The sequence below is a fragment of the Ruegeria marisrubri genome, assembly GCF_001507595.1.
In the GTDB taxonomy this organism is placed as follows: Bacteria; Pseudomonadota; Alphaproteobacteria; order Rhodobacterales; family Rhodobacteraceae; genus Ruegeria; species Ruegeria marisrubri.
On record NZ_LQBQ01000001.1, the window covers coordinates 561,708 to 588,610 of the forward strand.

Below are 26,903 nucleotides of genomic sequence, written 5' to 3' on the forward strand. Positions count from 1 at the left end.
TTGGGTAATCCCGGTTTCTATTTGTACATATCTTCGATGAGATGTGCGTGTTTCTTTTCAACAAAACTCCGTTTCAGTTTCATCGTGGCCGTCAATTCCTCGTCCTCGGCGGTCAGAAGCACGTCGATCAGGCGGAAATCCTTGATCTGCTCGACCCGCGCGAATTCCTTGTTCACGGCCTTCACTTCCTCGGCGATCAGGTCCTTCACCTCTTGCGCGGCGCAGAGCGAGGCGAAGTTCGAGAAGGGCACCTTGCGGTCCTGAGCGTATTTCTCGACGTTTTCCTGATCAATCATGATCAGAGCCGTCAGATACTTGCGCTTGTCGCCGATGATCACCGCGTCCGAGATATAGTGGCTGAACTTCAGCCGGCTTTCGATCTCGGCCGGGGTGATGTTCTTGCCGCCCGCGGTGATGATGATGTCCTTGAGGCGGCCAGTGATGGTGACATAGCCTTCTTCGTCCATGCGGCCGATATCGCCCGTACGCAGCCAGCCATCGTCGGTAAATGTTTCGGCGGTCTTCTCGTTGTTGCGCCAGTAGCCCTGAAAGATGTTCAGGCCGTGGACCTGGATTTCTCCGTTGTCTGCAATGCGGACGTCGATGCCGGGAACTGCCTTGCCGATCGTGCCGATCTTGTTTTCCTCAAGAGTGTTGATCGTGGCGATCCCGGCGGTCTCGGTCATGCCATAGCCCTCGACCAGCGGCACGCCGATGGCCCAGTACCATTTCAGCAGTTCCGGCGAGATCGGCGCTGCGCCGGTGCCACCGCGCCGCATCCTGTCCATGCCCAACATGCGCCGCAGGTTGCGTAGAACCAGACGATCCCAGAGCCAGAAACTGGCGGCCACTCCGGCGGGAACCGGTTTGTTGTCAATAAGGTATTCGGCCCGCTTCATCCCCGCCTTCAGTGCCATGCCAAAGGCGGCGCGGCCCGAGGGCGTGGCCTCCTGCGCCATGATCAGAACCTGCGAGTAGATTTTCTCCCAGACCCTCGGCACGGCCGTAAAGGTGTCGGGTGAGACTTCCTGCAGGTTTGCGAAAACCGTCTCGGGGCTTTCGGCAAAGTTCACCGTGCATTTCGACGCCAGCGGGAAATAGATCGACACGTCCCGTTCAAGGATGTGGCAGAGCGGCAGAAAGCAGAGCTGCTCGTCGGTCGGTTTCGTCGGCAGGCGATGCGCCCCGGCCTCGATCGCGGCCATGATGTTTTCATGGCTCAGCATCGCGCCTTTTGGCATGCCAGTCGTGCCCGAGGTGTAGATCAGCAGCGCGGTGTCCTGCGGGCTGGCCTTGGCGATCTCCGCTTCGAAGGCGTCCGGCTCTTCCTTTTCAGCCTGCCTGCCGATCTCGTAGAGGTCGTCGATCATCAGGCAGCGGTGGTGTTCGAGATCATGCAGCCCTTCGTCCTCGAGGATGATGACGTTCAGCAGGCCGGGCACTTCGCCTTCGACCTGAAGATACTTGTCCAGCTGTTCCTCGTCCTCGACGATCAGAAACCGGCTGTCGCTGTCATTGATGAGATAGGCGAGCTGGCTGGCCGAGTCGGTGGTGTAGACGCCCGAGGCGATGCCGCCCACGCATTGGATACCCATGTCGAAATAGGCCCATTCCTTGCGGTCCTCGCTGAGGATCGAGACGACCTCGCCGCGCTGCAGCCCGAGCTTGCGCAGGGCAAGGCCGATCCATTTGGCATGTTGCCAGTAGTCCGCCCAGGAATAGGATTTCCAGATCCCGAAATCCTTTTCCCGGTGCGCGGTTCGGTCCCCAAGCTCGGCGCAGCGTTTCTGGAACAGGCTGACGATGGTCGTGGTGCCATCGACCAGAACGGGGCGCTGGCCAGGCGTGGCGTTGAACGAAACGCCGTTGATTACGGTCTGGGCGGGCAGGGTGCTTGCATCCATCTTGCTCACCTCCATGTCTTCTTGCGTTTCCAGCGGCGGTTCTCGCGCGCGCCTTCCTCTTGAACCCCCAGATAGAAGTTCTGGATGTCCTCGGATTTCATCAATTCTTCGGCCGTGCCATCCATCACGATCCGGCCGACCTCCATGACATAGCCGTCATGCGCCAGTTCCAGTGCTGCGGCGGCGTTCTGCTCGACCAGCATCATGGTCATGTTCTGCTCTTCGTTCAGGCGCTTGAGGATGGCAAAGATCTCCTGCACGAGGATCGGCGACAGGCCGAGCGATGGCTCGTCCAGCAGCATGATCTTGGGGTTCCCCATCAGCCCCCGGCCGATGGCAAGCATCTGCTGCTGCCCGCCCGAGAGCGTTCCGGCCTCCTGGTCGCGGCGCTCGGCGAGGATCGGGAAATAGTTGAACACAAGATCCCGGTCGCGCTCGATCTGTGCCTTGTCATGAAGGGTATAGGCCCCGAGGCTGAGGTTTTCGTCCACCGTCAGCAGGGGAAAGACCTCGCGGCCTTCGGGGACATGCACGATGCCCTTCTGTACCACCTTGTGCGGTTCCCATCCCTGAATCTCTTCGCCATCAAAAGTAATCGTGCCCTTTTCCGGGTCCATCACGCCCGAGATGGTCTTCATCAGCGTCGTCTTGCCCGCGCCGTTGGCCCCCAGGATCGAGACGATGCGGCCGGGATGCACGTCCAGAGACACGCCGCGGATGGCCATGATGGGGCCGTAGAAGCTTTCGATGTTGCGGATCTTGAGTATGGGTTCGCTCATGATGCTTTCCCCAGATATGCTTCGATCACCGCCGGATGCGATTGCACCTCGGCCGGGGTTCCAAGGGCCAGCTTGGCGCCGTCGGCCATTGCCAGAACCCGGTCGGACACGCCCGAGACCAGGCCCATGTCGTGTTCGACCATGAGAACGGTGATCCCCATCTGCCGCCGGATGTCGTCGATCCACCAGCGCATGTCGGTGGTTTCCTCGACCGACAGCCCCGAGGCGGGTTCGTCCAGCAGCAGCAGTTTCGGGTCGGTCGCCAGCGCGCGGGCCACCTCGACCACCTTGCGAACGCCATAGGGCAGCCCCGCGATCATCTTGTCGCGATAGGCCTGCAGGTCGAGAAAATCGATGATCTCTTCGACCTTTTCCCGGTTCTCCAGTTCCTGCCGCTTGACCGATGGGGTAAAGAACAACTCCGAGACCAGGTTGCTTTTCCGGTGCCGATGCCGCCCGACCAGCAGGTTCTGCAAGACGGTTGCGTGTTCGAACAGTTCGATGTTCTGGAACGTCCGGGCCACGCCATAGGCGGCCACGCCCGACGGCTTGACCTTGAGCAGGTCGTGGCCGTCAAACCGGATCGAGCCTTCGTATGGATCATAAAAGCGCGATATCAGGTTGAAAACCGTGGATTTTCCCGCTCCGTTGGGGCCGACGATGGCAAAGACCTCGCCTTCTTCGACCGAGAATGACAGCCGGTCCACGGCCGTCAGGCCGCCGAATTTCAGCGTCACGTTTTCAAGCTCAAGCAGGCTCATCTCAGACGCTCTGTTTTCAGGTAGGATTTCTGCCGCTTGAACATGTCCTTGCGGTAGAAGGGGAAGAGTTCAAAGAAGGTGCGGATCTTGAGCCAGCGCCCGTAGATACCCATCGGTTCGAACAGGATGAAGGCGATCAGGATCATGCCGAAGACGCCGAATTCCAGCCCCGGAATGGCAACGGTGTCGCCGCCGAACAGGGCGCCGACATATTCCTTCGAGATGGAAAGGAACTGCGGCAGAAATCCGATCACGATGGCGCCGAAGAACGCTCCGTGGATCGAGCCCAGGCCGCCGATCACGATCATCATCAGCAACTGGATCGAGATCACGACGCTGAAGGTTTCGTTGTTGAACGCCCCGGCATAAAGCCCCATCAGCGCCCCGGCCCAGCCCGTGACGGCGCAGGAGATGCCAAACGAGATCGTCTTGGTCCGGGCGATGTCCACACCCATGGCCTGTGCCGAAACCTCGCTGTCGCGGACAGCGATGAAGCTGCGGCCGAGTGGCGCCCTCAGCAGGTTGATATAGCCCAGCGTGACAAGAACCGTCACCACCAGCACCAGCCAGTAGAAGTATGTCGGCGTGCCCCAGCGGTCGATCGTCAGGCCAAAGATGTCAACTCCGCTGATGAACTTGCCGGCAACCCCGCCGGTAATCGGCTCGGCCAGAACGATGATGTCGTCCATCAGGATCGAAAGGGCCAGCGTGAAGATCGCCAGGTAGATGCCGTGCAGTCGCAGGGCAGGGATGGCGATGGTCGCGCCGATGACACCCGTCAGGATGCCCGCCAGCGGGAAGGCCAGCAGAAACGGAACCCCCGCTTCCAGCAGGATCACGTTGGCATAGCAGCCAATCGCCAGAAAGGCCGCGTGGCCCAGGCTGGCCTGACCCGTGTGCCCGGTCAAGATCATCAGGCCCAGCCCGGCGATCGCCCAGACCAGCACGTTGGTCAATTCGCCCAGATAAAACATGTCCAGCCACCAAGGTGCGGCGATCATCACGGCTAGCAGAATCAGGTAGAGGCTCAGCTGATACCCGTCCTTCCAGGGGCGGATATCCTGCATGTAGTCGGTTTTGAAAATGATTCGCATGGGCCTAGACCTTCTTGACGCGCACTTGGCTGAACAGCCCGTGCGGGCGGAAAATCAGCACCGCAAGCAGCAGGGCGTATGGTGCGACCTGACTGTAGCCGGCCGCGATATAGCGGCTGGCGAAGGGTTCGATCACGCCGACGATCAGGCCGCCGGCCAACGCGCCCGGCAGGCTGCCAAAACCGCCGATCACCGCGGCCGCAAAGGCCTTGATGCCCATGAGGCCCGTGTTCGGGTCGACCGAGCCCTTGGCGGCGAACAGTATGCCTGCGACTGCGGCAACGGCTCCGGCCAGCGCCCAGATGAAACCCTGCACGCGCTTGACCGGGATGCCCATGTAGTAGGCCGCCAGCTGGTTCTGCGAGGCCCCCTGCATGGCAAGCCCCAGCTTGGTCTTGCTGAAGAAGACATAGAGCGCCCAGGTCAACAGCAGGGTGACGACGATGACGGCGACGTCCTCCATGCCCAGCACCAGCCCGCCAAAGCGAACCTCCTTGCCCGCCAGCGGGTTCTGCAGCGTCTGCGGTTCATGGCCCCAGATCAGGCCGGCCACGAACCGGATCACGAATCCCAGAGCGATGGTCAGGATCACCACCGATGTCTGGCTTTCGCCGAACATGCGCCGGATGATCAGCCGGTCGAGCAAATAGCCCAACCCGGCCATCAGCCCCAGCGAGATCGGCAGGGCCAGCCAGAAAGGCAGGCCCATGTATTCGGTGTTGGTCAACCCGATGGTCACGAAAGCACCGAGCATCATGAAATCGCCCTGGGCGAAGTTCACGGCCTCGGTCGCCTTGTAGATCAGAACGAAGCCAAGCGCGATCAGGCCGTAGACACAGCCATTCGCCAGCCCGCTGATCAGCAGCTGTATGTTATCCAAATTTTCCTCCCTGCGCCGGTATGCCCGGCGTCCTTTTTCATGACGGGCGCTCCTCACTTCGCCCGGGCATGTCTCTACTATGGCGTGATCATGACCTTTCCGTCAGTCTTTTTCAGCGCGTCTGGCAAACCTGACACAACGTCACGAAGCGGCAGGCGCGCGGAAACGTCGGTTTTCCAGCGCCCGTCGGCGAAACGCGCCTGCACCTCCTGCACGACACGCATCTGGTCTTCGGTCGGCGTGGACATCATCCATTGCGTCAGCCAGAACCCCTCGATCCGTTTGCCCATGAAAATCAGCTGCCCCATCTGGGTCAGCTTGGGCGGCTCGGCGCTGAGTTTGCCGTAGCTGACCCAGCGCGCCTTGTTGGGCATCGCGACAAAGATCTGTTCCGACAGCTGGTCCGACACCGCATCCAGGAAAACGCGCGGTTTCAACTCCTTGGAAATGGCCGCGAATTTCTTGAGCAGGTCAGGGTCCGTGGTGACCAGCACTTCTTCGGCGCCGAGTTTTTTCAGAGAATCCACGGCTTCGGCCCGGCGCACGAGCGCGATGGGCTTCAGCCCAAGATCACGCCCGAGGCTGCACATCAGCTTTCCAAGCTGGCTGGTGGCGGCGGAAATGACAAAGGCGTCGCCCTCGGACCGGGCGATGTCGACCATCGCCATGGCGGTCATCGGGTTGACGATCTGTGCCGCGCCGTCCTCGTCCGATATCTCGGGGCGTAGCGGAATGCACATCTGGGCCTGCGTCACGACATATTCGGCCCAAGCCCCGGACCCCGCCGCGACAAAGGCGACGCGTTGCCCTTGCAGGGCCTCGGCGCCGGCCCCGGTGGCCACGACATCCCCGCAACCTTCGAACCCGGCCGGGGCGCCCTTGACCCGGGGCTGCCCATACTCACCCTTGATGAAGTGGAGGTCGGACGGGTTGACCGACGCCATGCGCAGACGGATCAGAACCTGGCCCGGACCGGGTTGAGGCACGGGCAGTTCCGCCTCGGCGAGCCATTCCGAGGCGTCCTCGATGGCGGGGCCGGTCGCCTTGCCGGAAAATCCATCCTGGGTCTGAACGACCGCGAACATGGTGGCGGGTAGATCACTCATCTCAAATCCCTCTCGAAACTTCTGAGACTGGAAAATACGAACCCTCGAGGCCAAGCTGGCCTTTGCCCCGTCTCGGGGTTGAAGCGATGCAGCCAGTGGAATATTTCCGTTTGAAATCAGAAAGCTGCCGCGCCGCTCTCGGCAAAGTGTCCGTGGCGCGATCGTTTCTGAAATTCAGTCGATCGGCTGGTATCGGCTGATTATGTTGCAGGGCTGTCGTCAGGATCACTGGCGGGTCCGATTGGTGCGTTTGTGCACCGAGGCAATCACGCCCGCCGGTGTTCCGTCAATTCTCGGGTTCGATGACGTGGCGGAAAACGAGGATGAACCGGCCGGCGCAAGTCCTTTCGCCGGCCGGGGCAGTTCATTGCGCCATCAACTTGCGAAATTCTTCGATCTTGGCGGCGACAGTCTCGGGCGATGCCTTGATTTCGGCAAGGATCTGGATCAATTGGACCTTGGCCTCGTCCGAAAGCGTGCTGTCCTCGATGGCTTTGACCATCTTGTCATAATTGAACCCTTCTTCCGTCAGCGCGCCTTGCTCTTCCCAGGACTTGACCAGACCCTCGGCCTGTTTCTGAAGCGCTGCCAGTTGTTCACTGGTCAGTTCGGCGGCATCGTTCAGGGATTTTTCGGCTTGTTTCGCCATTTCGGCAGCCTTGTCAGTGGCTTGTTCAACGGCGTTGGTCGTTGCGTCGGCTGCAGCCTCGGCCGCTTCGCTCAAGGCATCTCCGGCATCCTGCACCGCGGCCTCGAAGCGCTCTGCCGGCGTTGGCTCGGGCTTGTTGAGAAAGTAAAATGCTCCGGCGGCAATCGCGATGATGACAACGACGGACACAATAATTCGGGACATTCTGGTCTCCTTTGGAATATGCGTCACTTGGGCGCTCAAATTTTTCCCGTTGGGCTCAATCTACTGAAGATGAGTTATTTCCGCTGGAAAAACGCCTGACAGGGTAGCCGCAAAACATGCCCATCGCCAAAGCAAAAAGGGGTTCGACAAATTTGTCGAACCCCTTTCCGTATCTTCTGGCTCCGGCGGTAGGGATCGAACCTACGACCAATTGATTAACAGTCAACTGCTCTACCGCTGAGCTACGCCGGAACTGCGCGCCATATAGCAATCCGGAATCCGGCCGTCCAGAGGGGATCGAAACAAAATTGGCAGAATTTTTCAGATCAACTCAACCGTTCAAACAGAGCGCTGGCGGACAACGCGCCTCGCGGCGCGATTCGCGATCTTCCAGTAAGATCAACGAGGTGAGCAAAGACGTTGCGTTCTGCCGCAGGCAGAAGCGCCGGCGGAGTTTCGGTATAGATACGTTCGGCCAGTTGCCGTGCGGTTGCCGGGCCGACTGCCAGCGCATCCAGTATCGCCGTCTCGCGGCCGAGTCGATGAGTCATCAGCCATTCAAGACGCTGGGCCGGCGACGACACCGGTGCGCCGTGCCCAGGGTGAAAAACGCTCCATTCACGTTCTGCAAGCCGGCGACAGGACGCCATGAAATCCGTCAAGTCTCCGTCCGGCGGGGACACGAGCGAACTGGCCCACCCCATGACGTGGTCGGCAGTGAAACACATGCTCCCCCAAGCCAGCGCGATGTGGTTCCCAAGATGCCCTGGGGTGTGAATGACCTCGAGAGACCAGCCATCGCCCTCAATCCGTTCTCCGTCTGCCACTTCGACATCAGGGCGAAAATCGCGATCGATGCCCTCACCGCCGCCTGCCAGCCCTTCTCGTGCCAGCCGCGCCATCACCGGGCTGCGTCCCGCCTCCGGCCCGCCAAAGGCATGGATGGGGGCTCCGGTCCGTTCGGCCAGTGGAGCGGCCAGTGGTGAGTGGTCCAGATGCGTGTGGGTCGCAATGATGTGGCTGACTCTCTGCCTTGGCCCCAACGCCGACAGAATCGCGTCCATATGCGCCGAATCCAGCGGTCCCGGATCGATGACCGCCACGTCCCTCTCGCCCAGAAGATAGGTATTGGTGCCGCGATAGGTCATCGGCGAAGGGTTGGGCGCCAGCACACGCCGCAGCCCCGGCGCCAGTTCGATGGGAACGCCTGCGGGCGGGTTGAAATCATCGGGCGGCTGCATCCTGTCCTCTTTCGCTTTTTCGTGTGGCTCGTTAGGCTTATCCCATGTCTCTCCCCTTGCTCAAACCCTATGTTCCGCGAAGCCTTTATGCCCGGGCGGCCATAATCCTCATTCTTCCGGTGGTCGTGGTCCTGCTGGTCGTGGCGGTGGCTTTTCTGCAGCGCCATCTTGAGGACGTGACGACGCAGATGACGCGGACCGTCTCTCGGGAAATCAAGCTTGTCATGAGCGAGATGAAAGACGCCGAAACGCAAGAGGAAGCGATCGCCCTGGCAGGTTCCGAGCTCGATGCCCTGCAAATGAAAGCGCGGTTCTTGAACCCCGGCGAGGTCCCGCCCGCAGCCACCCGGCGGTGGTATGACTTCACTGCCCCGATGGTGGTCGCGAACCTGACCAGGCTGGTCCCCGAAGTGCAGGTGGTATCGATTCCCGATAGCCGAAACACGATGGTTTATCTGGAAACCGATTTGGGGTTTCTGGAACTGACGCTGGATCCCAGACGCCTGTCCCCGGCTGCACCTCACCAACTTATCGTCACGATGGTGTTCTTCGCGGTTCTGATGACGTCGATTTCATTCCTCTACATGCGCAACCAGTTGCGGCCTATCACGCGTCTGGCCGATGCGGCGCAGGCCTTTGGGCGGGGCAGGGTGGTTCCGTATAGTCCCGGTGGCGCGATCGAAGTGCGCGCGGCGGGGAACGCCTTTCTGGACATGCGCGCCCGGATCGAACGTCAGATCGAACAGCGCACGCTCATGCTGTCGGGGGTAAGTCACGATCTGCGGACACCCCTGACTCGTCTCAAGCTGGGGTTGTCGATGCTGCCCGAAGAAGAGGCCGCTCCGCTGCTCCAGGATGTGAATGAGATGCAGGAGCTTCTCGACACTTTCCTCGAATTTTCCCGTGGGGCCTCGGAGGGAACACCCGAGGCGGTGGACCCAGCCGAGCTTCTGCAACAGATCGTCGAAGATGCCAGGCGTGCCGGGCGCGAGGTTGCACTGACGCAATGCGAAGGAAACGGCAAGGTCATGTTGCGGCCCACCGCGATTCGCCGGGCGGTCGAGAACTTGATCGGAAACGCGGTGCGCTATGGCACTCGCGCCGAGATCAGCATGGCTCTGACGCCAAGGACCTTGCGGATCAGGGTCGAGGATGACGGACCGGGCATCCCGCCCGAGCAGCGCAACGAAGCGGTGAAACCCTTCGCCCGCCTCGATCCTGCGCGCAACCAGAACCGCGGCAGCGGCGTCGGGCTGGGGCTGGCCATCGTGGCCGATGTGGCGCGGGCCCATGGCGGCGCGCTGAGACTTGGAAAAAGCGAACAGCTGGGTGGGTTGCGTGCCGATATCGTCATTGCGCGGTGAATTCTGGTAGGCCCGGAGGGACTCGAACCCCCAACCAAAGCGTTATGAGCGCTCTGCTCTAACCAATTGAGCTACAGGCCCGCCTTGCGCCTTGCGTATCACGAACATCGCCCGCGTCAAGCCTGACCGTTGCAAGAGCGGGCACAATCGACTAACCCGCCCGGAAAGCACTCATGAGGGATTTGCCATGACAGCGGGCAAGAGCGGCATGACCTATGCCGATGCGGGCGTGGATATCGATGCGGGCAACGCGCTTGTCGACCGGATCAAGCCTGCCGCAAAGCGGACGAACCGTCCGGGCGTGATGAGCGGTCTGGGCGGGTTCGGCGCGCTCTTCGATCTCCAGGCGGCCGGATACAGCGACCCGATTCTGGTGGGCGCGACCGATGGGGTCGGGACCAAGCTGCGGATCGCCATTGATACCGGCGTCGTGGACGGCGTGGGGATCGACCTTGTTGCCATGTGCGTCAATGACCTGATCTGCCAGGGTGCCGAGCCGCTGTTTTTCCTCGACTATTTCGCCACCGGCAAGCTGGAAACGGAAACCGCGGCGCGGATCATCGAAGGTATCGCCGAAGGCTGCGCGCGGTCGGGCTGCGCCCTGATCGGCGGCGAGACGGCAGAGATGCCGGGCATGTATCCCGAGGGCGATTTCGACCTTGCCGGCTTCGCCGTCGGCGCGATGGAGCGGGGCGCGGCTCTGCCAGCCGGTGTGCGGGAAGGCGACGTTCTGCTGGGGCTGGCCTCGGACGGTGTGCATTCCAACGGCTATTCGCTGGTCCGCCGCCTTGTCGAGCATTCCGGACTGGGCTGGGAATCGGACTGCCCCTTTGGCGAGGGCAAGCTGGGCGAGGTGCTGCTCACCCCGACCCGTCTTTATGTGAAACCGGCGCTGAGCGCGATCCGCGCAGGCGGGGTGAATGCCCTGGCCCACATCACCGGCGGCGGGCTGACCGAGAACCTGCCACGGGTTCTGCCCGAAGGCATGGGCGCGGCGATCGACCTGGGCACTTGGGAGCTGCCGCCGGTGTTCCGCTGGATGGCCGAAACCGGCGACATTGCCGAAGAGGAAATGCTCAAGACCTTCAACTGTGGCATCGGCATGATCGTGGTGTGCAAGGCAGACCGCGCCGACCAACTCGCTGGACTTCTGGCCGCCGAGGGCGAAACCGTGGCCCGTCTGGGCACCGTCACCGGCACATCCGGCGTAGCCTACGAGGGCGCGCTGCTGTGAGCCACAAGCGAGTCGCGATCCTGATTTCGGGCGGCGGGTCCAACATGGTGTCGCTGGTCGACAGCATGACCGGCGATCATCCGGCGCGGCCCTGTCTGGTTCTGTCGAATGACCCACAGGCAGGTGGTTTGAAAAAGGCGGCCGCGCGCGGTATCCCGACGGCCGTGGTCGATCACCGACCCTTTGCCGGGGACCGCGCCGCGTTCGAGGCGGAGCTGCTGAAACCGCTGCTGGCTGCCGAGCCGGACATCGTGTGTCTGGCGGGGTTCATGCGGGTTCTGACGGCCGATTTCGTCTCGCGGTTTCAGGGGCGCATGCTCAACATCCACCCCTCGCTTTTGCCCAAGTACAAGGGACTGCACACCCATGCCCGTGCGCTCGAGGCCGGGGACAAGGAACATGGATGCACCGTGCACGAGGTGACGGCGGCCCTGGACGACGGGCCGATCCTTGGGCAGGCGCGCGTTCCGGTCGAACCCGGCGATACGCCGGAAACGCTGGCCGCGCGGGTTCTGGAATGGGAGCACAAGCTGTATCCGGCCGTTCTGCGCCGGTTTGCTTTGGGCAACACTGAACCGGTTCTCTTGCCCTGATGGCTTGACTGCGATTTACACGCGCTTGCCGTTTGGCCTATGGTCCCGCGAGGTCCTGACACGATACGAATTTCGCCGGGAAGCCCAAGTAATACGAGCAAGAAACAGCATCGCGCATGAGAACTCTTACAACCACGCAAGAACTGGCCGAATTCTGCAAGGCGGCGGCCGCACATCCCTATGTCACCGTCGATACCGAGTTCCTGCGCGAAAGAACCTACTACTCCAAGCTCTGCCTGATTCAGCTGGCCTATCCCTCTGACGAAGAGGATAGCGCGGTCTTGGTGGACCCTCTGGCGGACAGTCTTTCACTGGAACCACTCCTTGACCTGTTTCGCGACGAAAACGTGGTCAAAGTCTTTCACGCTGCCCGTCAGGATCTCGAGATTTTCTGGGTCGAGGCGGGCGTCTTTCCGCAACCGCTGTTCGACACCCAGGTTGCGGCCATGGTCTGCGGCTTTGGCGAGCAGGTCGGGTATGAAACGCTGGTGCGCAAGATCTGCAAGCAGGGGCTGGACAAGACCTCGCGCTTCACCGACTGGTCGCGCCGGCCGCTGACCGATGCGCAAAAGACTTACGCTTTGGCGGACGTAACCCATTTGCGCAGGATCTATGAATATCTTGCAGCCGAGCTGAAAAAGACGAAACGAACCCATTGGGTGGCCGAAGAACTGCGGACGCTCACCGACTCCGCGACCTATGACATTCGCCCCGAAGAAGCATGGCGGCGCGTCAAGACGCGAACCAACTCACCCAAATTCCTGGCAGTGGTCAAGGAACTGGCCCAGTTCCGCGAGGCCTATGCGCAGGAAAAGAACATTCCGCGGAACCGCGTGTTCAAGGATGATGCGCTGATCGAACTGGCTTCGACCAAGCCCCGGACACATGCGGATCTGGGTGGGTCGCGCCTGTTGCTGCGCGAGGCCCGCAAGGGAGCGATCGCAGATGGAATCCTTGAGGCGGTCAAGCGGGGGGTGAACTGTCCGCCAGACAAGATGCCAAAGGCGGACAACAGCCGCGACAAGCTCAGGGTGAACCCGGCCTTGGCGGATCTTCTGCGGGTGCTGCTGAAATCCAAGACCGAAAGCTCCGGTGTGGCCGCGAAACTGATCGCGACCAGCTCTGAACTTGACCTGATCGCCGCCGGCGAGCGTGAAGTGCCCTCGATGAAGGGATGGCGCTACGAAGTGTTCGGAGAGGACGCTCTGCGCCTGTGCGAAGGCAAGATCGCGCTGGCGGCCAAGGGGCAGTCCGTCAAGGTCGTATCGCTCTGACGGTTTGGGATCAGCGTCTGCGGACTTCGCGCGCGTTTTGTTGACCTGATACGCGGATCAGGCGAACGCCCTCCAAGTCCTGCGACGACAAGGTGACCGCCTGGGTAACGGTGCGCGACCGTTCCGGACCTTGGGGGGTCGGATCCTCGGGATAGATCACCCGAAATGTGTAGGCCAGAACACCGTTTTGCGCATTTTCTTCGGAAACGATCGGCCGCAGCTGCGCACCGTAAGCACCCTGCCGGGTCGCAATTCCGGTTGCGGTCACGATTGCACCCGTAGTGGTCGGATCAACGCGCAACTCCGATATGACGGCGATTGGGAGGCTGCGGTCCGGCTGGTCGGGGCGCTCAAAAAGACCTTTGCCGGTTTTCTGCGGAACCAGCGGGTTCACCTGCTCGGCCTGAACCGAAGCGTCGGCGGTCGTCGATGTGCTGTCCCCGAACCAGTTCGATGGGTTCATCCGCGATTCCCGCCAACTGCTGCAAGCTGAAAGGGAAAGAGAGGCGACCAGAAGAACGGCAAGGGATTTTCGCATGGTACTCAGCACTTGGACATAATTTGCCCGAAACGGTTAGCCTATCTTTCGACACTTGAAAAGCCATCGCAGGGCTGGACAGTGCGGCCGAGGCGACTTAGGTCACTCCCGACAACCGCATCAAAAGGATCAGAACATGGCGACCCCTGCCTTTGAAGAAATCGTCGAAGATTTCGAATTTCTCGAAGATTGGGAAGATCGGTATCGCCATGTGATCGAGCAGGGCAAGGCGATGGAGCCGCTGGACGAGGCGCTCAAGGTGCCCGCAACCAAGGTCCATGGCTGCGCCAGCCAGGTATGGCTGCATCCCGTGATCGAGAACGGCATTTTCCGGTTCGACGGCGACAGTGATGCCCTGATCGTGCGCGGGCTGATCGCGGTGCTGAGGGCGCTTTACAACGGGTTGCCCGTTGCCGAAGTGCCAAAGGTCGATGCGCGTGCTGAAATGGCGCGGTTGGGTCTCAACGAGCATCTTTCGGCGCAAAGGTCGAATGGTTTGCGGGCGATGATCGAACGGATTCGCGAAGTGGCCACGGAAAGCGCCTGACTGAGGAAATGGGGCCGTGATCTCGGCCCCGTGACACGGGTCATCTGGACCAGTCGGACAGCGTGGTCTCCAGATCGCCGTAGCCGGTGAAGCGCCGCTCGAATGCCAGCCCCATGCGTTCCGCGCATTCGCGGGCACGTTCGGTCAATGCCGGGTCGTCCGTCTGGGCCTGATAGACCAGCTTGGTGTAGTTTCCGAAATACATGTCGCGCAATTCGGGGTGCCGGTCCAGGCCCAACGGCTTCCATACGAAGGCATCGAACTGACGCGCCAGAAAATCCGTCAGGAAAAACGCCGTGGCATCACTTTCACCATGCTCGGCAAACTTCTGATTTCCCTCAAAAAACGAGTAACAGTGAGGGCCTTCGACCATTTCAACACCCAGCCGTTCGCAAGTTTGCTGCAAAAGACCGCCAGTGCCACAATCGGCATAGACGACAAAGATCCGGTCGTAGGTCTCGCGATTTTTCTCAACGGCCTGCTCGACCGCATCGGGGATCCTTTCCGGATGCACGTGCAGGATCGCCGGAAGGCAGGTCAGATCCATGTGATCCCAGCCGTTTTTGGTCTTGATATCCAGAATTTCCCGCGCAAGGGCACCGCAGGCAATCAGCAGAATGCGCCCGGTCGGGCGCGTGACGGCCAAACCCTCCGTGGTCAGACGTTCGTCGCTTGGCAGGTTCTGGTCGGTCATGACGTGGCTTTGCCCTTGTGTCCATACAGTTAAGCACCAATCCTCATGTCGGCAAGCAGAGGCCCGATCTCGCCCGAGGCGACGCGGACAAAAAAGGCCGCCGGAACCGGCGGCCCTTCAATCGACTATTCAGCCTCTTCAGCCCGCCAGCTGGTTGTGCTTACGCGACACGAAGTCCTTGGCGGTCTCCACCGCCACGGCGGCATCGCGGCAATAGGCGTCGGCGCCGATGGCCTTGCCGAATTCCTCGTTGAGCGGCGCGCCACCCACCAGGACGATGTAGTCATCGCGCACGCCTTGCTCGACCATCGTGTCGATCACCACTTTCATGTAGGGCATGGTGGTGGTCAGCAGGGCCGACATGCCGAGGATGTCCGGCTGTTCGGTTTCCAGCGCTTCGAGATAGTTCTCGACCGGGTTGTTGATGCCGATATCGACAACCTCGAAACCTGCGCCTTCCATCATCATCGACACGAGGTTCTTTCCGATGTCGTGGATGTCGCCTTTGACGGTGCCGATCACCATCTTGCCGACACGCGGCGCGCCGGTTTCGGCCAGCAGCGGCTTGAGGATGGCCATGCCGCCCTTCATGGCGTTGGCGGCCAAAAGCACCTCGGGAACGAACAGGATGCCGTCGCGGAAGTCGGCGCCAACGATGGTCATGCCGCCCACCAAGGCCTTGGTGAGGATGTCATAGGGCGCCCATCCCCGCTCAAGCAGGATGTTCACGCCTTCTTCAATCTCTTCCTTGAGACCGTCATAGAGGTCATCAAACATCTGTTCGACGAGTTCGTCGTCGTTCAGTTCCGACAGGACGATGTCTTCTTCACCCGACATGAGCCGTTTCCCTGAGCTGATGGGGGGCGTGCCCCACTGTGGCAATTTGGTCCGTTTTTGCCATTTTGCCGCAGTTCGACTGCGTTGATTGCGACATTGGCGGTTCTGCTACCGACCTTTAGTCGAGAATCTGGCCGATCACGAACGAATTCTTCACAAGAAGAAGGTGAGCGGGATGCATGTTTAGGGTGTTTTGGTTCCTGATCGGGTGCTGTTGCCAGGCAGATCGGGCAAGATGTTGATTCTTGAAGGTGTTCGCTTTGTGTTCTAAATTGGGGAAATGGAACATAGAGGGAACAACGCGCCTTTTCGATACGCTACGCCGGGGCGGGGTGCCGCGTCGAACATGGCCGGTCGATTCGAGCGTTTCGCGACAGCGGCCGTTTCCGATGGGTGGAGCGCGGATGACGACCTGCCAGTGCTCAGAACGGTGGTAAGGGATGAGGTCGCCCGCAGCCTGATCACCTACAACCGTTCGCCCGACCTGCCTTTCGACCGCTCGATCAATCCGTACCGGGGGTGCGAGCATGGCTGCGTCTATTGTTTCGCGCGCCCGACCCACGCCTATCTGGGCATGTCGCCAGGGCTGGACTTCGAAACACGGCTGGTGGCTCGGCCCAATGCGGCCGAGATCCTGCGCAAGGAACTCTCGGCGCGGTCTTACAAGGTTGCCCCCATTGCCATCGGCACCAATACCGACCCATATCAGCCGATCGAGAAAGACCGCGGCATCACGCGGGCCTGTCTTGAGGTTCTCGAATCGTTTCATCATCCAGTCGCCATCGTCACCAAGGGCACATTGGTCGAGCGTGACCTGGACATTCTGGCCCGGATGGCGCGCGATGGATTGGTGCGGGTGGGAATTTCCGTGACCACGCTGGATGCCGACCTTTCACGCCGGATGGAGCCCCGTGCTCCGGCCCCGAAAAGGCGCCTGCGTACGATCGAGCGCCTGACCGGGGCAGGGGTTCCGGTGCGCCTGATGACATCGCCCCTGATCCCGGGCCTGACGGATCATGAACTGGAATCCTTGCTGGCTGCGGGCAAGAAGGCTGGCGCGGATGCCGCCAGCTGGATCATGCTGCGCCTGCCGCGCGAAGTCTCGCAGCTCTGGCAAGAGTGGCTGGCCGACCACGAGCCGGGGCGCGCGACCAAGGTGATGTCTCGGCTGCGCGAGATGCATGGAGGGCGAGACTATGACCCACGTTGGGGCCACCGTATGCGCGGCGAAGGGGAATATGCCCAGATGATCGGGCAGAGGTTCAGGGCCTGCGTGAAACGGCTTGGCCTGGCAATCGAAACGCCGCCGTTGCGGACCGATCTTTTCGCACGTCCCGTTCAGGCTGGCGACCAATTGTCATTGTTCTGAACGAAAAACGCCCCGGAAAGCCGGGGCGTTTCGAAAGCAGCGATGGCGACTTAGCGGTTTTCGATATCCACGTAGTCGCGCATGGTTTCGCCGAGATACAGCTGGCGCGGACGGCCGATCTTGTGCTGCGGGTCTGCCAGCTGTTCCTTCCACTGCGACACCCAGCCCACGGTCCGGGACACGGCGAAGATCGGAGTGAACATCGAGGTCGGGAAGCCCATCGCCTCGAGGATGATGCCCGAGTAGAAGTCCACATTCGGGAACAGCTTCTTCTCGATGAAGTAATCGTCGTGCAGCGCGATCTTCTCGAGCTCTTTTGCCACCTGCAACAGCGGGTTGTTGTCGATGCCCAGAAGGTCCAGAACCTCGTCGGCCGACTGTTTCATCACGGTCGCGCGCGGGTCCATGTTCTTGTAGACGCGGTGGCCAAAGCCCATCAGGCGGAACGGATCGTTCTTGTCCTTGGCGCGGGCGATGTATTCGGGGATGCGATCGACGGTGCCGATTTCCTTGAGCATCTCGAGGCAGGCCTGGTTGGCGCCGCCATGCGCCGGCCCCCAAAGACACGCGATGCCTGCCGCGATACAAGCGAACGGGTTCGCGCCCGAGGACGAAGCCAAGCGCACGGTCGAGGTCGAGGCGTTCTGCTCGTGGTCGGCGTGCAGGGTAAAGATGCGGTCCATGGCGCGCGCCAGGATCGGGTCGACATGGTATTCCTCGGCCGGCACGGCAAAGCACATGTGCAGGAAGTTGGCCGCGTAATCCAGGTCGTTGCGCGGATACACGAAAGGCTGACCCACCGAATACTTGTAGGCCATCGCGGCGATGGTCGGCATCTTGGCGATCAGGCGGTGGCTGGCGATTTCGCGCTGGCGTTCGTCCGAGACATCCGTCGAGTCATGGTAGAAGGCCGACATCGCGCCGACCACGCCCACCATGGTCGCCATCGGGTGACTATCCCGCCGGAAGCCCCGGAAGAAATAGTGCATCTGCTCGTGGATCATGGTGTGACGGGTGATCGTCGTCTCGAATTCCTCGAGTTGGGCCGCCGACGGCAGTTCGCCATAAAGCAGCAGATAGCAGACTTCGAGATAGTGCGATTTTGCCGCCAGTTGGTCGATCGGGTAACCACGATGCAGAAGTTCGCCCTTTTCCCCATCGATATAGGTGATGGTGCTGTCGCAGCTGGCCGTCGAAGTGAAGCCCGGATCATAGGTGAACACGCCTGCCTGACCATAGAGCTTGCGGATGTCGATCACGTCAGGCCCGACGGTGGGCGAAAAGACCGGCAGCTCATAGGTCTCGCCATGGACAGTCAGTGTGGCTGTTTTTTGGCTCTTAGTCATGGTTGTCCCTTCCTCAATCTTGCGCATGCCGGATTGATGTCCGGCTATGCGAGCGACGACCGCGCGGCGTGCGTGGGCCGTGTGTTAGCGGAGCAGCGTTACATGACCATGAAACCAGGTCTATTTCACTGCATCAGAAAGCCGCGCCAGGGTTTCTTCCCGCCCAAGCACGAGCATCATGTCAAAAACCGAAGGCGTCACGGCCCGGCCAGCCAGAACCGCCCGTAGAGGCCCCGCCAGCTTGCCGAACTTCATCCCCTGAGCTTCGGCAAACGCGTTCAGGGCTTCCTCCAGTCCGTCGCGTGTCCAGCTAGCATTTTGCACGTGCGGCGTCAATTCGTTCAGTATACCGTCGGATACCGAGGCAAGAGCCTTGGCGGCCTTCTCGTCAGGCACGATAGGTCTCGATTGCAGGACAAAATGCGCTTTTTCAAGCAGTTCCGGGAAGGTGCGGGCCCGATCCTTGAGGCAATACATCGCACGTTGCAGATCGTCACCCTGTTTTTCGGTCAAGGGCGGCAAATTCGCCGCAGCCAGGTAGGCTTCGATTTCATGCCGCAGCGCAGCAACATCCATGATCGCGATATGCTGACCACAGAGATTTTCCAGTTTTTTCAAGTCGAAGCGGGCCGGGCTCTTGCCGATCCCATCCAGGTCGAACCACTCCAGCGCCTGTTCATCGGTAAAGAACTCGTCATCGCCGTGGCTCCAGCCCAGCCGGGCCAGATAGTTCCTCATTCCCGCGGCCGGATAGCCCATGGCCTGGTATTCCTGGGCACCCAGAGCGCCGTGGCGCTTGCTGAGTTTCTTGCCATCGGGGCCATGAATCAACGGGATATGCGCCCAGACGGGCACGTCCCAGCCCATAGCTTCGTAAATCATCATCTGTCGCGCGGCATTGTTCAGATGGTCGTCACCGCGGATCACATGGGTCACGCCCATGTCGTGGTCGTCCACCACCACGGCCAGCATGTAGACCGGCGTGCCGTCCGACCGCAGCAGGATCATGTCATCCAATTGATCGTTGCGGATGGTCACGTCGCCCTGCACCCGATCCCGGATCACGGTCACGCCGTCCTGCGGCGCCTTGATTCGGATCACGAAAGGCGCGTCGGGATGGGTGGCCGGGTCGGCGTCGCGCCACGGGCTGCGGAACAGGGTCGATTTGCCCTCGGCCCGCGCCTGATCGCGGAAGGCTGCGATTTCTTCTTGTGTCGAAAAGCACTTGTAGGCCTTGCCCTCGGCCAGCAGCTGATGCGCCACTTCGGCATGGCGGTCTGCCCGGGCGAACTGGCTGATGACCTCGCCGTCATGGTCCAGCCCCAGCCATTCCATGCCCTTCAGTATGGCCTCGGTCGCCTCCGGGGTCGAACGCTCGCGGTCCGTATCCTCGATCCGCAGCAGGAACTTGCCCCCGCGCCCGCGCGCGTAGAGCCAGTTGAACAGCGCGGTCCGGGCTCCGCCGATATGCAGAAACCCGGTGGGAGATGGGGCAAAACGAGTAACGACCTGATCGGACATGGCTGCGGTTAACCTTTCGGTAACGGTGAAGGGATAGGTTGGCGCCTGTCTAACGAGCCGGGCCGACGGGGGCAACCATGCGCGTTCTGGCCAGGATAGAGGCCACCTTGCTGGCGCAGAGCGGGCATCTGTTTCCCTGGTTGCCGGTTTGGCTGGCGCTGGGAATCGGACTCTATTTCTCGCTGGGCCATGAGCCGTCTGCGCATGCCTATCTCGGCATCGCGCTGTTCGTCATTGGCCTTGTCTGGTTCAGCCGACACCTGCCGTCGGCATGGACACCGCTTGTTTGGGCGCTGAGCCTTGCCGCAGCCGGCTTCATGGTGGCTGGCGCGCGCGCCCATAGGGTGGCGGAACCGGTCCTTGAGTGGCGTTACTACGGCCCGATAGAGGGGAGGGTCGTGGCGCTGGACCGGTCCGCGTCGGATGCGCTGCGGGTCACGCTGGACCGGGTTCGCCTGAAAGGCGTTCCGACCGAGCGGAGACCGGCGCGCATCCGACTTTCTGTGCATGGCGACAGGGTGCCTCTGGCGCCGGGACAGAAGATCATGACAACTGGCCACCTCTCTCCGCCTCGAGGGCCAGTGGAGCCCGGCGGCTTCGACTTCCGCCGTCACGCCTGGTTCCAGAAGCTGGGAGCAGTCGGCTACACTCGAAATCCGGTTCTGACCGTCGCGCCGCCGGAGGAAGCGCTTGCCGGACTGCGAATTGCTGTTATCCGGGCCAGAATTTCTGCAAGGGTTCAGATGGTTTTGGGGGGTGAAGTCGGGGGATTCGCAGCTGCCGTAACCACCGGCGACCGCAGCGCCATCAGCAAGAAAACCGTCGAAAATCTGCGAGCGTCGAACCTTGCGCACTTGCTGGCAATCTCGGGGCTGCACATGGGGCTGCTTGTCGGGTTTGTCTATTCCGCCTTCAGAATTGGCCTTTCTTTCATCCCCGCGCTGGCGCTTCGCTTGCCGGTTCGAAAGATCGCGGCGATCGGGGCGCTGGTGGTCGCCTCGGGATATCTTGCGCTTTCGGGCAACAGCGTCGCTACCGAACGGGCCTTTGTAATGGTGGCGGTTATGCTTGGTGCGGTTCTGTTGGATCGCCGGGCCATCTCGCTCAGGGCCGTGGCCGTTGCGGCGCTGATCGTCCTCGTTCTTCGGCCCGAGTCGCTGCTCAGCCCGGGGTTCCAGATGTCCTTCGCGGCAACGACCGCGCTGGTCGCCGTCTTCGGCGGGTTGCGTGATGTTGAGATTGCGGTGCGACCGGCGTGGCTGCGCCCAGCGGGGGCGTTGTTCCTGTCGTCAGCGGTTGCCGGGCTGGCGACCGCGCCGGTAGCCGCGGCGCATTTCAACACGCTGGCACATTACGGGCTGCTCGCCAACCTGCTGTCCGTTCCGGTGATGGGAACGGTCGTGATTCCCGCCGCCGTACTGGCAGCCATTTTCGCTCCGCTTGGGCTGGAGGAGGTCGGGCTGTGGATCATGGGACTGGGTTTGAGCTGGATCCTCGGCGTTGCGGATTGGGTTGCAGGTCTGGACGGGGCGCGCGGTTTCGTGCCCAATCCTCCGACATATGTGCTCCCGGCCATGACGGTGGGCGTTCTCTGGGTGATCCTGTGGCAAGGCAGGTGGCGCTGGGGGGGCGTGGTGCCGGCGATCGTTGCCTTGGCGCTCTGGGGGCAGGGGCAGAGACCCGAAATCCTTATTGCCGATACCGGTGGGCTTGTCGGGGTCCTGACAGAGCAGGGGCGGGCGCTCAGCAAGAAGCGCGGGGGTCGTTTCATCGCCACTGTCTGGCTGGAAAATGACGGCGACGGAGCCGATCAGGCAGCCGCTGCCGCGCGCTGGCCCTTGAGTGACGGACCACGCCGCATTCAACTGCCGGGCAAAGAGTTGGTCCATATTGCGGGAAAGCGGCAAGCGAAAGACTTCACGCGCTGCAACGCCGGTCAGATCGTCGTATCTCAGGTGCCGCTGGCACCGCTCGGAGACTGTCAGGTCTTCGACCCCGAAAGGCTGAAACTGACCGGCAGCCTCGCCATCTCAGGCGAAAAGATTCTGAGCAGCGCGGAACTCTCTGGCACGCGCCTCTGGTCTCCGGCGCACAGCACGGATCGGCGCTTGGCGCAGACTCAATAGGTGCGGATCAGGCCCACCAGCCGGCCCTGCACCTTGACCTTGTCTTCCGGCAGCACGCGGGTTTCATAGGCCGGGTTCGCCGCTTCGAGCGCGATTGCGTTGCCGCGCCGGAAGAACCGCTTCAGCGTAGCCTCCTGATCCTCGACCAGTGCCACGACGATGTCTCCGTTGTCAGCGACAGAGGTTTCGCGGATCACCACCACGTCGCCATCATTGATCCCGGCGTCGATCATCGAGTCGCCGCGAACCTCCAGCGCATAATGCTCTCCCTGGCCCGAAACCATGCTTCCAGGAACCGCCACATGGTGCGAGGCATGGCTGATCGCCTCGATCGGAACACCGGCGGCGATCCGCCCCATTACGGGCAGTTCCATGGCATGTACGGTGACCGGCTCGACATTGGCCGGGCGGGGGCCAGAAGGTTTGTCGCCCTGGATCACGCGGGGCTTGAAACCGGCCGTCGGCTCTCCGCCTAGGCTTTCCGGCAGCTTTACGATCTCGATGGCGCGGGCGCGATGGGCAAGGCGGCGGATGAATCCCCTTTCTTCCAGCGCGGTGATCAGCCGGTGGATGCCCGATTTCGACCGCAGATCCAGCGCGACCTTCATTTCATCGAAGCTGGGCGGCACGCCATCGGCCTGCACGCGCTTGTGGATGAATTCCAGCAGATCCAACTGCTTTTTCGTCAGCATTGCTCGTACCTCGTCGCTCATGCGTTTGCATTTGTTCTACGCATGTTCACGTTTTGTGTCAACGAGTTTAGGCCAGCTTACAAGGGCAGGTAGAGCACTTCTTCCCCGGCTTCGCGCGCAGGATCTTCCGGTGGGCGCATCAAAAGGGCGTCTGCGCGCGCCAGAACACTCAGCAGAGAACTGTCCTGATTTTCAAAGGCCCGGATGCCACCGTCTTCGAGTTTCGCCCGCATGTAATGCTCGCGCATGCCGTTCCTTGGGATCGGGGCAACCAGCTTTGCGCGGCGGAAGGCGGGTACGGTGTCCTTCAGGCCCAGCATGTGCCGCACCAGGGGCGTCAGGAACAGGTATCCGCAGACCATTGCCGAAACCGGATTGCCCGGCAGCCCGACCATGGCCGCGTCGCCCATGCGTCCCGCCATCAGCGGTTTTCCGGGCTGCATCAGAACCTTGTAGAAAGACCGCTCCATGCCCAGCCCGGCGGCGACTGCGCCGACCAGATCGTGGTCTCCGACCGAGGCGCCGCCGATGGTAACGACCAGATCGGCCCCCGCGGCCAGACCGAACGCGGTTTCGAGCGAGGAAACGGTGTCGCGGGCGATGGGAAGCACGCGGACTTCAGCCCCCAGACCTTCCAGCAAGGCCTTCAGGCCGAAGGTGTTCGAGGCGATGATCTGGTTCGGGCCGGGCACTTCGCCGGGCATCACCAACTCGTCGCCGGTCGAGATCAGGGCGATCTGCGGCTTGCGGCTGACCGGAACCGTCGGGATGTTCATGGCCGCCATCAAGGCAACGTCCTCCGCGCTCAGCACACGCGGAGCTTCGACCTGGGTTCCCTTGCTGAAATCCACGCCGGCCGGGCGGATATTCGACTTTTCTCCCGGCTGATCGACGATGGTGATGATGTCTCCACGCCGTTCGACATTTTCCTGGATGACGATGAAATCAGCACCTTCCGGCACCGGCGCACCGGTAAAGATGCGAACGGCCTGACCCGCGCCGACGCGTCCGTCAAACCCATGCCCGGCTGCCGCCTCGCCGATGACCTTGAACATGGCGTGCAGTTCGACCTCGGCGGCCTTGACCGCGTATCCGTCCATCGAAGAGGCGGAAAAGGGCGGCTGGTCGAGTTGGGCCGTCACATCCCTGGCCAGAACCCGGCCCGCCGCCTCGATCAGCGGAACCTCCTCGGCCGGCAACGGCTGGACCAGATCGAACAACAGGCTGCGGGCTTCGTTGACCGTGATCATTTCGCTTCGTAACGTCCTGACTTGCCGCCATCTTTCAGGGTAACGCGGATGCCGCCGATCTCCATGGCCTTGTCCACGGCCTTGGCCATGTCATAGACGGTCAGGGCAGCGGTCGATACGGCCGTCAGCGCCTCCATCTCGACGCCGGTCTGGCCCGAGGTCTTTACCGTCGCCTCGATGCGGACGCCGGGCAGATCCGGGTCCAGCGTGAGTTCTACAGCCACCTTGGTCACCGGCAACGGATGGCAGAGGGGAATGAGGTCGGACGCCTTCTTGGCGCCCATGATCCCGGCAAGACGGGCGACACCAAGAACGTCGCCTTTCTTGGCCCGGCCTTCGCTGATGATGTCGAAGGTTTCCCGCGCCATACGGATATGTCCCTCGGCAACGGCAACCCGATCGGTTACCGCCTTGTCCGAGACATCGACCATATGCGCGTCGCCCTTATTGTCGAAATGTGTCAACGGCATCACATCGCCCCCGGAACAAGCGGGTTGGCCAGCAGCGCGCGGGTCGCTTCTGCAACGTCATCCTGCCGCATCAGGCTTTCTCCGATCAGGAAACGCCGCGCGCCATAGCGCGCCATGTCGGCCAGATCGGCAGGGGTGTTCAGGCCACTTTCGCTGACGATTGCGCGCCCGGCCGGAACCAGCTTGGACAGGCGACGTGTCGTATCAAGACTGGTCTCGAAGGTTTTGAGATTGCGGTTGTTTATGCCGATCAGAGGGCTTTTCAGATTGGTGGCGCGTTCAAGTTCGGTCTCGTCATGCACCTCGATCAGAACATCCATACCCCAGTCCAAGGCGGTCTGCTCAAGTTCGGCGGCCTGGGCATCCTCGACCGAGGCCATGATGATCAGGATGCAGTCTGCGCCGAGCGCGCGGGCCTCGACCACCTGGTAGGGGTCATACATGAAATCCTTGCGCAGCGCCGGCAGCGAACAGGCCTCGCGCGCGGCGGTCAGATACTCCTTGGCGCCCTGGAAACTGGGCGTGTCGGTCAGAACCGACAGGCAGGCCGCGCCGCCGTCCTCATAGGCCTGCGCCAGTGCCGGAGGATCAAAATCCGGGCGGATCAGACCCTTGGAGGGGCTTGCTTTCTTGATTTCCGCAATCAGGCCATAGCCGCGCCGGGCGGCGTCCTGCAGGGCCTTGCCGAACCCGCGCACCGGTCCGGCCTCGCGGGCCTCGAACTCAACTTCTGCCAGCGATTTCCGTTCCTTGTCGGCCGCAACTTCCTCCAGTTTGTAGGCCTTGATCTTGTCGAGGATTGTTTCGGTCATGCAGCGTCCTGTGTAATGCGGGCCAGAGTGGCGATCTTTTCCTTGGCTTTGCCGCTGTCGATGCTTTCGGCGGCCATGGCGACACCCTCGCGCAGGTCGCTGGCGGCATCAGCGACCACCAGCGCGGCGGCGGCGTTCAGCAGAACCGCGTCGCGATAGGCCGAGGCGGCGCCTCCCAGCAAGGCGCGGAAGGCAACGGCGTTTTCTTCGGGCGTGCCGCCCAGAATATCCTCGAAGGGATGCACGGGCAGCCCAGCGTCCTCGGGGTGCAGTTCGACTTCCTTGACGGCTTCGCCTTCCAGCGCGGCCACCCAGCTGACGCCGGAAATGCTCAGCTCGTCGGTGCCGTCCGAGCCGTGAACCAGCCAGGCGCGATCCGAGCCGAGCACACCCAGGGTTTCGGCCATGGGCCGGATCAGGTCGCGGCTGAACGCACCGGTCAGCTGGCGCTTGACCCCGGCGGGGTTCGTCAGCGGGCCGAGAATGTTGAAGATCGTGCGGGTCCCCAACTCTTGCCGGGTCGGCATCACATGCGCGATGGCCGGGTGGTGCATCGGCGCCATCATGAAGCCGATACCGGCCTCTTCCAGTGCTTTTTCAACGGTTTTCGGGCCGACCATCACGTTAATGCCCATCTGTCCCAGCGCATCCGCAGCACCGGATTTCGAGCTGAGATTGCGGTTGCCATGCTTGGCGACCACGACACCGGCGCCAGCCACCACAAAGGCGGTCGCCGTCGAGATGTTCAGCGTTCCCTTGCCGTCGCCGCCGGTGCCGACGATATCCATCGCGCCCTCGGGGGCCTTTACCGCGTTGCACTTGGCGCGCATCACGGCAGCGGCCGCGGCGTATTCGTCCACGGTTTCGCCGCGGGTCCGCATCGCCATCAACAGCCCCCCCATCTGGCTGGGCGTGGCTTCGCCCTCGAAAAGAAGCGTAAAGGCGGTTTCCGCCTCGGCGCGGGTCAGGGGCCTGTCGGCGGCGGCTCCGATCAGCGGTTTGAGTGCTTCACTCATGCGGGGACTTTCATTTCGTTCAGGAAATTCTTGAGCAGGGCATGGCCATGCTCCGAGGCGATGGACTCCGGGTGGAACTGCACGCCGTGAATGGGCAGCTCCCTGTGCTGCAGCCCCATGATCGTGCCATCCTCCAGCTCGGCCGTGATCTCAAGGCAGTCCGGCAGGCTTTCGCGCTCGACCACCAGCGAATGATAACGCGTCGCCTCGAAGGGCGAGGGGAGGCCGGCAAAGACACCTTTGCCGGTGTGTCGAATGGTGCCCATCTTGCCATGCACGATCTCATGGCAGCGCACCACCTTGCCGCCAAAGGACTGCCCGATGGTTTGGTGGCCCAGGCAGACGCCCAACAGAGGGGTCCGCGTTTCGGCGGCGGCCTGTGTCAGGGCCAGGCAGATGCCGGCCTGATCGGGGTCGCAGGGACCGGGGCTCAGCAGGATGCCGGCCGGGTTCATCGCCATCGCCTCTTGCACATCCAGCGCGTCATTGCGGCGCACGACCATTTCGGCGCCGAGCTCTCCGAGATAGTGGACGAGGTTGTAGGTAAACGAATCGTAGTTGTCGATCAGCAGCAGCATCTTGGCACAGGTCCCGGCAGGGCA

Annotated in this window: 26 protein-coding genes and 2 tRNA genes; 7 read left to right on the plus strand and 21 right to left on the minus strand. The window is 61.8% G+C overall.

The features are described from left to right. Window positions 1-17: 17 nt before the first annotated feature. From AVO45_RS02690 to AVO45_RS02730, 9 genes are all read right to left on the minus strand, one after another. Window positions 18-1,904, minus strand: a complete 1,887-nt coding sequence (locus tag AVO45_RS02690; protein ID WP_099045706.1) for an AMP-dependent synthetase/ligase — start codon at window positions 1,902-1,904, stop codon at window positions 18-20. Window positions 1,905-1,909: 5 nt separating this feature from the next. After that, on the minus strand, window positions 1,910-2,683 hold the full coding sequence (locus AVO45_RS02695; protein ID WP_068344215.1) for an ABC transporter ATP-binding protein: 774 nt from the start codon (window positions 2,681-2,683) through the stop codon (window positions 1,910-1,912). Further along, window positions 2,680-3,444 carry an ABC transporter ATP-binding protein gene (locus AVO45_RS02700; protein ID WP_068344217.1) on the minus strand — a complete coding sequence of 255 codons (765 nt, stop codon included), beginning with the start codon at window positions 3,442-3,444 and terminating at the stop codon, window positions 2,680-2,682. The genes AVO45_RS02695 and AVO45_RS02700 overlap by 4 nt, the downstream gene beginning before the upstream one ends. Beyond that, on the minus strand, window positions 3,441-4,538 hold the full coding sequence (locus tag AVO45_RS02705; RefSeq protein WP_068344219.1) for a branched-chain amino acid ABC transporter permease: 1,098 nt from the start codon (window positions 4,536-4,538) through the stop codon (window positions 3,441-3,443). Before AVO45_RS02705 ends, AVO45_RS02700 begins: the two co-directional genes overlap by 4 nt. Before the next feature lie 4 nt (window positions 4,539-4,542). Next, complete coding sequence (locus AVO45_RS02710) at window positions 4,543-5,418, minus strand: branched-chain amino acid ABC transporter permease (protein ID WP_068344220.1); 876 nt, start codon at window positions 5,416-5,418, stop codon at window positions 4,543-4,545. Window positions 5,419-5,495: 77 nt separating this feature from the next. After that, a complete protein-coding gene (locus AVO45_RS02715) occupies window positions 5,496-6,524 on the minus strand; it encodes a zinc-binding dehydrogenase (RefSeq protein WP_068344222.1) in 1,029 nt (342 codons plus the stop codon). 364 nt (window positions 6,525-6,888) lie between these two features. Further along, a complete protein-coding gene (locus AVO45_RS02720) occupies window positions 6,889-7,416 on the minus strand; it encodes a hypothetical protein (protein ID WP_157770082.1) in 528 nt (175 codons plus the stop codon). Between the two features lie 138 nt (window positions 7,417-7,554). After that, window positions 7,555-7,629 (minus strand) — tRNA-Asn (locus tag AVO45_RS02725). Window positions 7,630-7,703: 74 nt separating this feature from the next. After that, window positions 7,704-8,618 carry an MBL fold metallo-hydrolase gene (locus AVO45_RS02730; protein ID WP_068344228.1) on the minus strand — a complete coding sequence of 305 codons (915 nt, stop codon included), beginning with the start codon at window positions 8,616-8,618 and terminating at the stop codon, window positions 7,704-7,706. 44 nt (window positions 8,619-8,662) lie between these two features. Between AVO45_RS02730 and AVO45_RS02735 the strand changes: the two genes are divergently transcribed. Next, window positions 8,663-9,982: an ATP-binding protein gene (locus AVO45_RS02735; protein ID WP_068344229.1), complete on the plus strand. Its 1,320-nt coding sequence runs from the start codon at window positions 8,663-8,665 to the stop codon at window positions 9,980-9,982. A gap of 4 nt (window positions 9,983-9,986) precedes the next feature. Here AVO45_RS02735 and AVO45_RS02740 read toward each other — a convergent pair. Continuing rightward, window positions 9,987-10,063: transfer RNA gene (locus tag AVO45_RS02740), tRNA-Ile, on the minus strand. Between the two features lie 106 nt (window positions 10,064-10,169). On the opposite strand from AVO45_RS02740, the gene purM reads away from it, so the two are divergent. The 3 genes from purM (at window position 10,170) to rnd (ending at window position 13,083) form a co-directional block, all read left to right on the plus strand. Then, window positions 10,170-11,216, plus strand: coding sequence for a phosphoribosylformylglycinamidine cyclo-ligase (gene purM, locus AVO45_RS02745; RefSeq protein WP_068344231.1), 1,047 nt, complete (start codon window positions 10,170-10,172; stop codon window positions 11,214-11,216). Then, window positions 11,213-11,809, plus strand: a complete 597-nt coding sequence (gene purN / locus AVO45_RS02750) for a phosphoribosylglycinamide formyltransferase (protein WP_068344233.1) — start codon at window positions 11,213-11,215, stop codon at window positions 11,807-11,809. Before purM ends, purN begins: the two co-directional genes overlap by 4 nt. A 116-nt stretch (window positions 11,810-11,925) precedes the next feature. Then, entirely contained in the window at window positions 11,926-13,083 is a 1,158-nt protein-coding gene (gene rnd / locus AVO45_RS02755) for a ribonuclease D (protein WP_068344235.1), read from the plus strand. 10 nt (window positions 13,084-13,093) lie between these two features. On the opposite strand, the gene AVO45_RS02760 is transcribed toward rnd, so the two are convergent. Then, window positions 13,094-13,477, minus strand: coding sequence for a hypothetical protein (locus tag AVO45_RS02760; RefSeq protein ID WP_338055946.1), 384 nt, complete (start codon window positions 13,475-13,477; stop codon window positions 13,094-13,096). A gap of 280 nt (window positions 13,478-13,757) precedes the next feature. Here AVO45_RS02760 and AVO45_RS02765 point away from each other — a divergent pair, with 280 nt between their 5' ends. Further along, window positions 13,758-14,168, plus strand: coding sequence for a SufE family protein (locus AVO45_RS02765; RefSeq protein WP_068344238.1), 411 nt, complete (start codon window positions 13,758-13,760; stop codon window positions 14,166-14,168). 40 nt (window positions 14,169-14,208) lie between these two features. Here AVO45_RS02765 and AVO45_RS02770 read toward each other — a convergent pair whose 3' ends face one another. After that, window positions 14,209-14,862 carry a DUF1638 domain-containing protein gene (locus AVO45_RS02770; RefSeq protein ID WP_068344240.1) on the minus strand — a complete coding sequence of 218 codons (654 nt, stop codon included), beginning with the start codon at window positions 14,860-14,862 and terminating at the stop codon, window positions 14,209-14,211. Window positions 14,863-15,000: 138 nt separating this feature from the next. After that, complete coding sequence (locus tag AVO45_RS02775) at window positions 15,001-15,699, minus strand: corrinoid protein (protein WP_068344242.1); 699 nt, start codon at window positions 15,697-15,699, stop codon at window positions 15,001-15,003. A 280-nt stretch (window positions 15,700-15,979) separates the two neighbouring features. On the opposite strand from AVO45_RS02775, the gene AVO45_RS02780 reads away from it, so the two are divergent. Then, window positions 15,980-17,068 (plus strand): PA0069 family radical SAM protein, encoded by a 1,089-nt coding sequence (locus AVO45_RS02780; RefSeq protein ID WP_068344244.1) that lies wholly within the window; start codon window positions 15,980-15,982, stop codon window positions 17,066-17,068. Window positions 17,069-17,118: 50 nt separating this feature from the next. Here the strand turns inward: AVO45_RS02780 and gltA are convergent, their stop codons facing one another. Together gltA and gltX are read right to left on the minus strand one after the other, a co-directional pair. Continuing rightward, complete coding sequence (gene gltA / locus AVO45_RS02785) at window positions 17,119-18,414, minus strand: citrate synthase (protein ID WP_068344246.1); 1,296 nt, start codon at window positions 18,412-18,414, stop codon at window positions 17,119-17,121. Between the two features lie 120 nt (window positions 18,415-18,534). Continuing rightward, window positions 18,535-19,935, minus strand: coding sequence for a glutamate--tRNA ligase (gltX, locus tag AVO45_RS02790; protein ID WP_068344247.1), 1,401 nt, complete (start codon window positions 19,933-19,935; stop codon window positions 18,535-18,537). 77 nt (window positions 19,936-20,012) lie between these two features. Here gltX and AVO45_RS02795 point away from each other — a divergent pair, with 77 nt between their 5' ends. Continuing rightward, entirely contained in the window at window positions 20,013-22,061 is a 2,049-nt protein-coding gene (locus AVO45_RS02795; RefSeq protein WP_068344249.1) for a ComEC/Rec2 family competence protein, read from the plus strand. Here the strand turns inward: AVO45_RS02795 and lexA are convergent. The 6 genes from lexA to AVO45_RS02825 form a co-directional block, all read right to left on the minus strand. Beyond that, window positions 22,055-22,753: a transcriptional repressor LexA gene (gene lexA / locus AVO45_RS02800; protein WP_068344251.1), complete on the minus strand. Its 699-nt coding sequence runs from the start codon at window positions 22,751-22,753 to the stop codon at window positions 22,055-22,057. The genes AVO45_RS02795 and lexA overlap by 7 nt on opposite strands. 77 nt (window positions 22,754-22,830) lie before the next feature. Continuing rightward, window positions 22,831-24,003, minus strand: coding sequence for a molybdopterin molybdotransferase MoeA (locus AVO45_RS02805; RefSeq protein ID WP_068344252.1), 1,173 nt, complete (start codon window positions 24,001-24,003; stop codon window positions 22,831-22,833). Further along, entirely contained in the window at window positions 24,000-24,473 is a 474-nt protein-coding gene (gene moaC, locus AVO45_RS02810; protein WP_068344254.1) for a cyclic pyranopterin monophosphate synthase MoaC, read from the minus strand. The genes AVO45_RS02805 and moaC overlap by 4 nt, the downstream gene beginning before the upstream one ends. Then, window positions 24,473-25,285: an indole-3-glycerol phosphate synthase TrpC gene (gene trpC, locus AVO45_RS02815; RefSeq protein ID WP_068344256.1), complete on the minus strand. Its 813-nt coding sequence runs from the start codon at window positions 25,283-25,285 to the stop codon at window positions 24,473-24,475. The genes moaC and trpC overlap by 1 nt, the downstream gene beginning before the upstream one ends. Next, the gene (gene trpD / locus AVO45_RS02820) at window positions 25,282-26,301 is read right to left on the minus strand and encodes an anthranilate phosphoribosyltransferase (protein WP_068344257.1); all 1,020 of its coding nucleotides are present in this window, start codon (window positions 26,299-26,301) and stop codon (window positions 25,282-25,284) included. Before trpD ends, trpC begins: the two co-directional genes overlap by 4 nt. Then, window positions 26,298-26,879 (minus strand): anthranilate synthase component II, encoded by a 582-nt coding sequence (locus tag AVO45_RS02825; RefSeq protein ID WP_068344258.1) that lies wholly within the window; start codon window positions 26,877-26,879, stop codon window positions 26,298-26,300. Before AVO45_RS02825 ends, trpD begins: the two co-directional genes overlap by 4 nt. Window positions 26,880-26,903 lie beyond the last annotated feature (24 nt).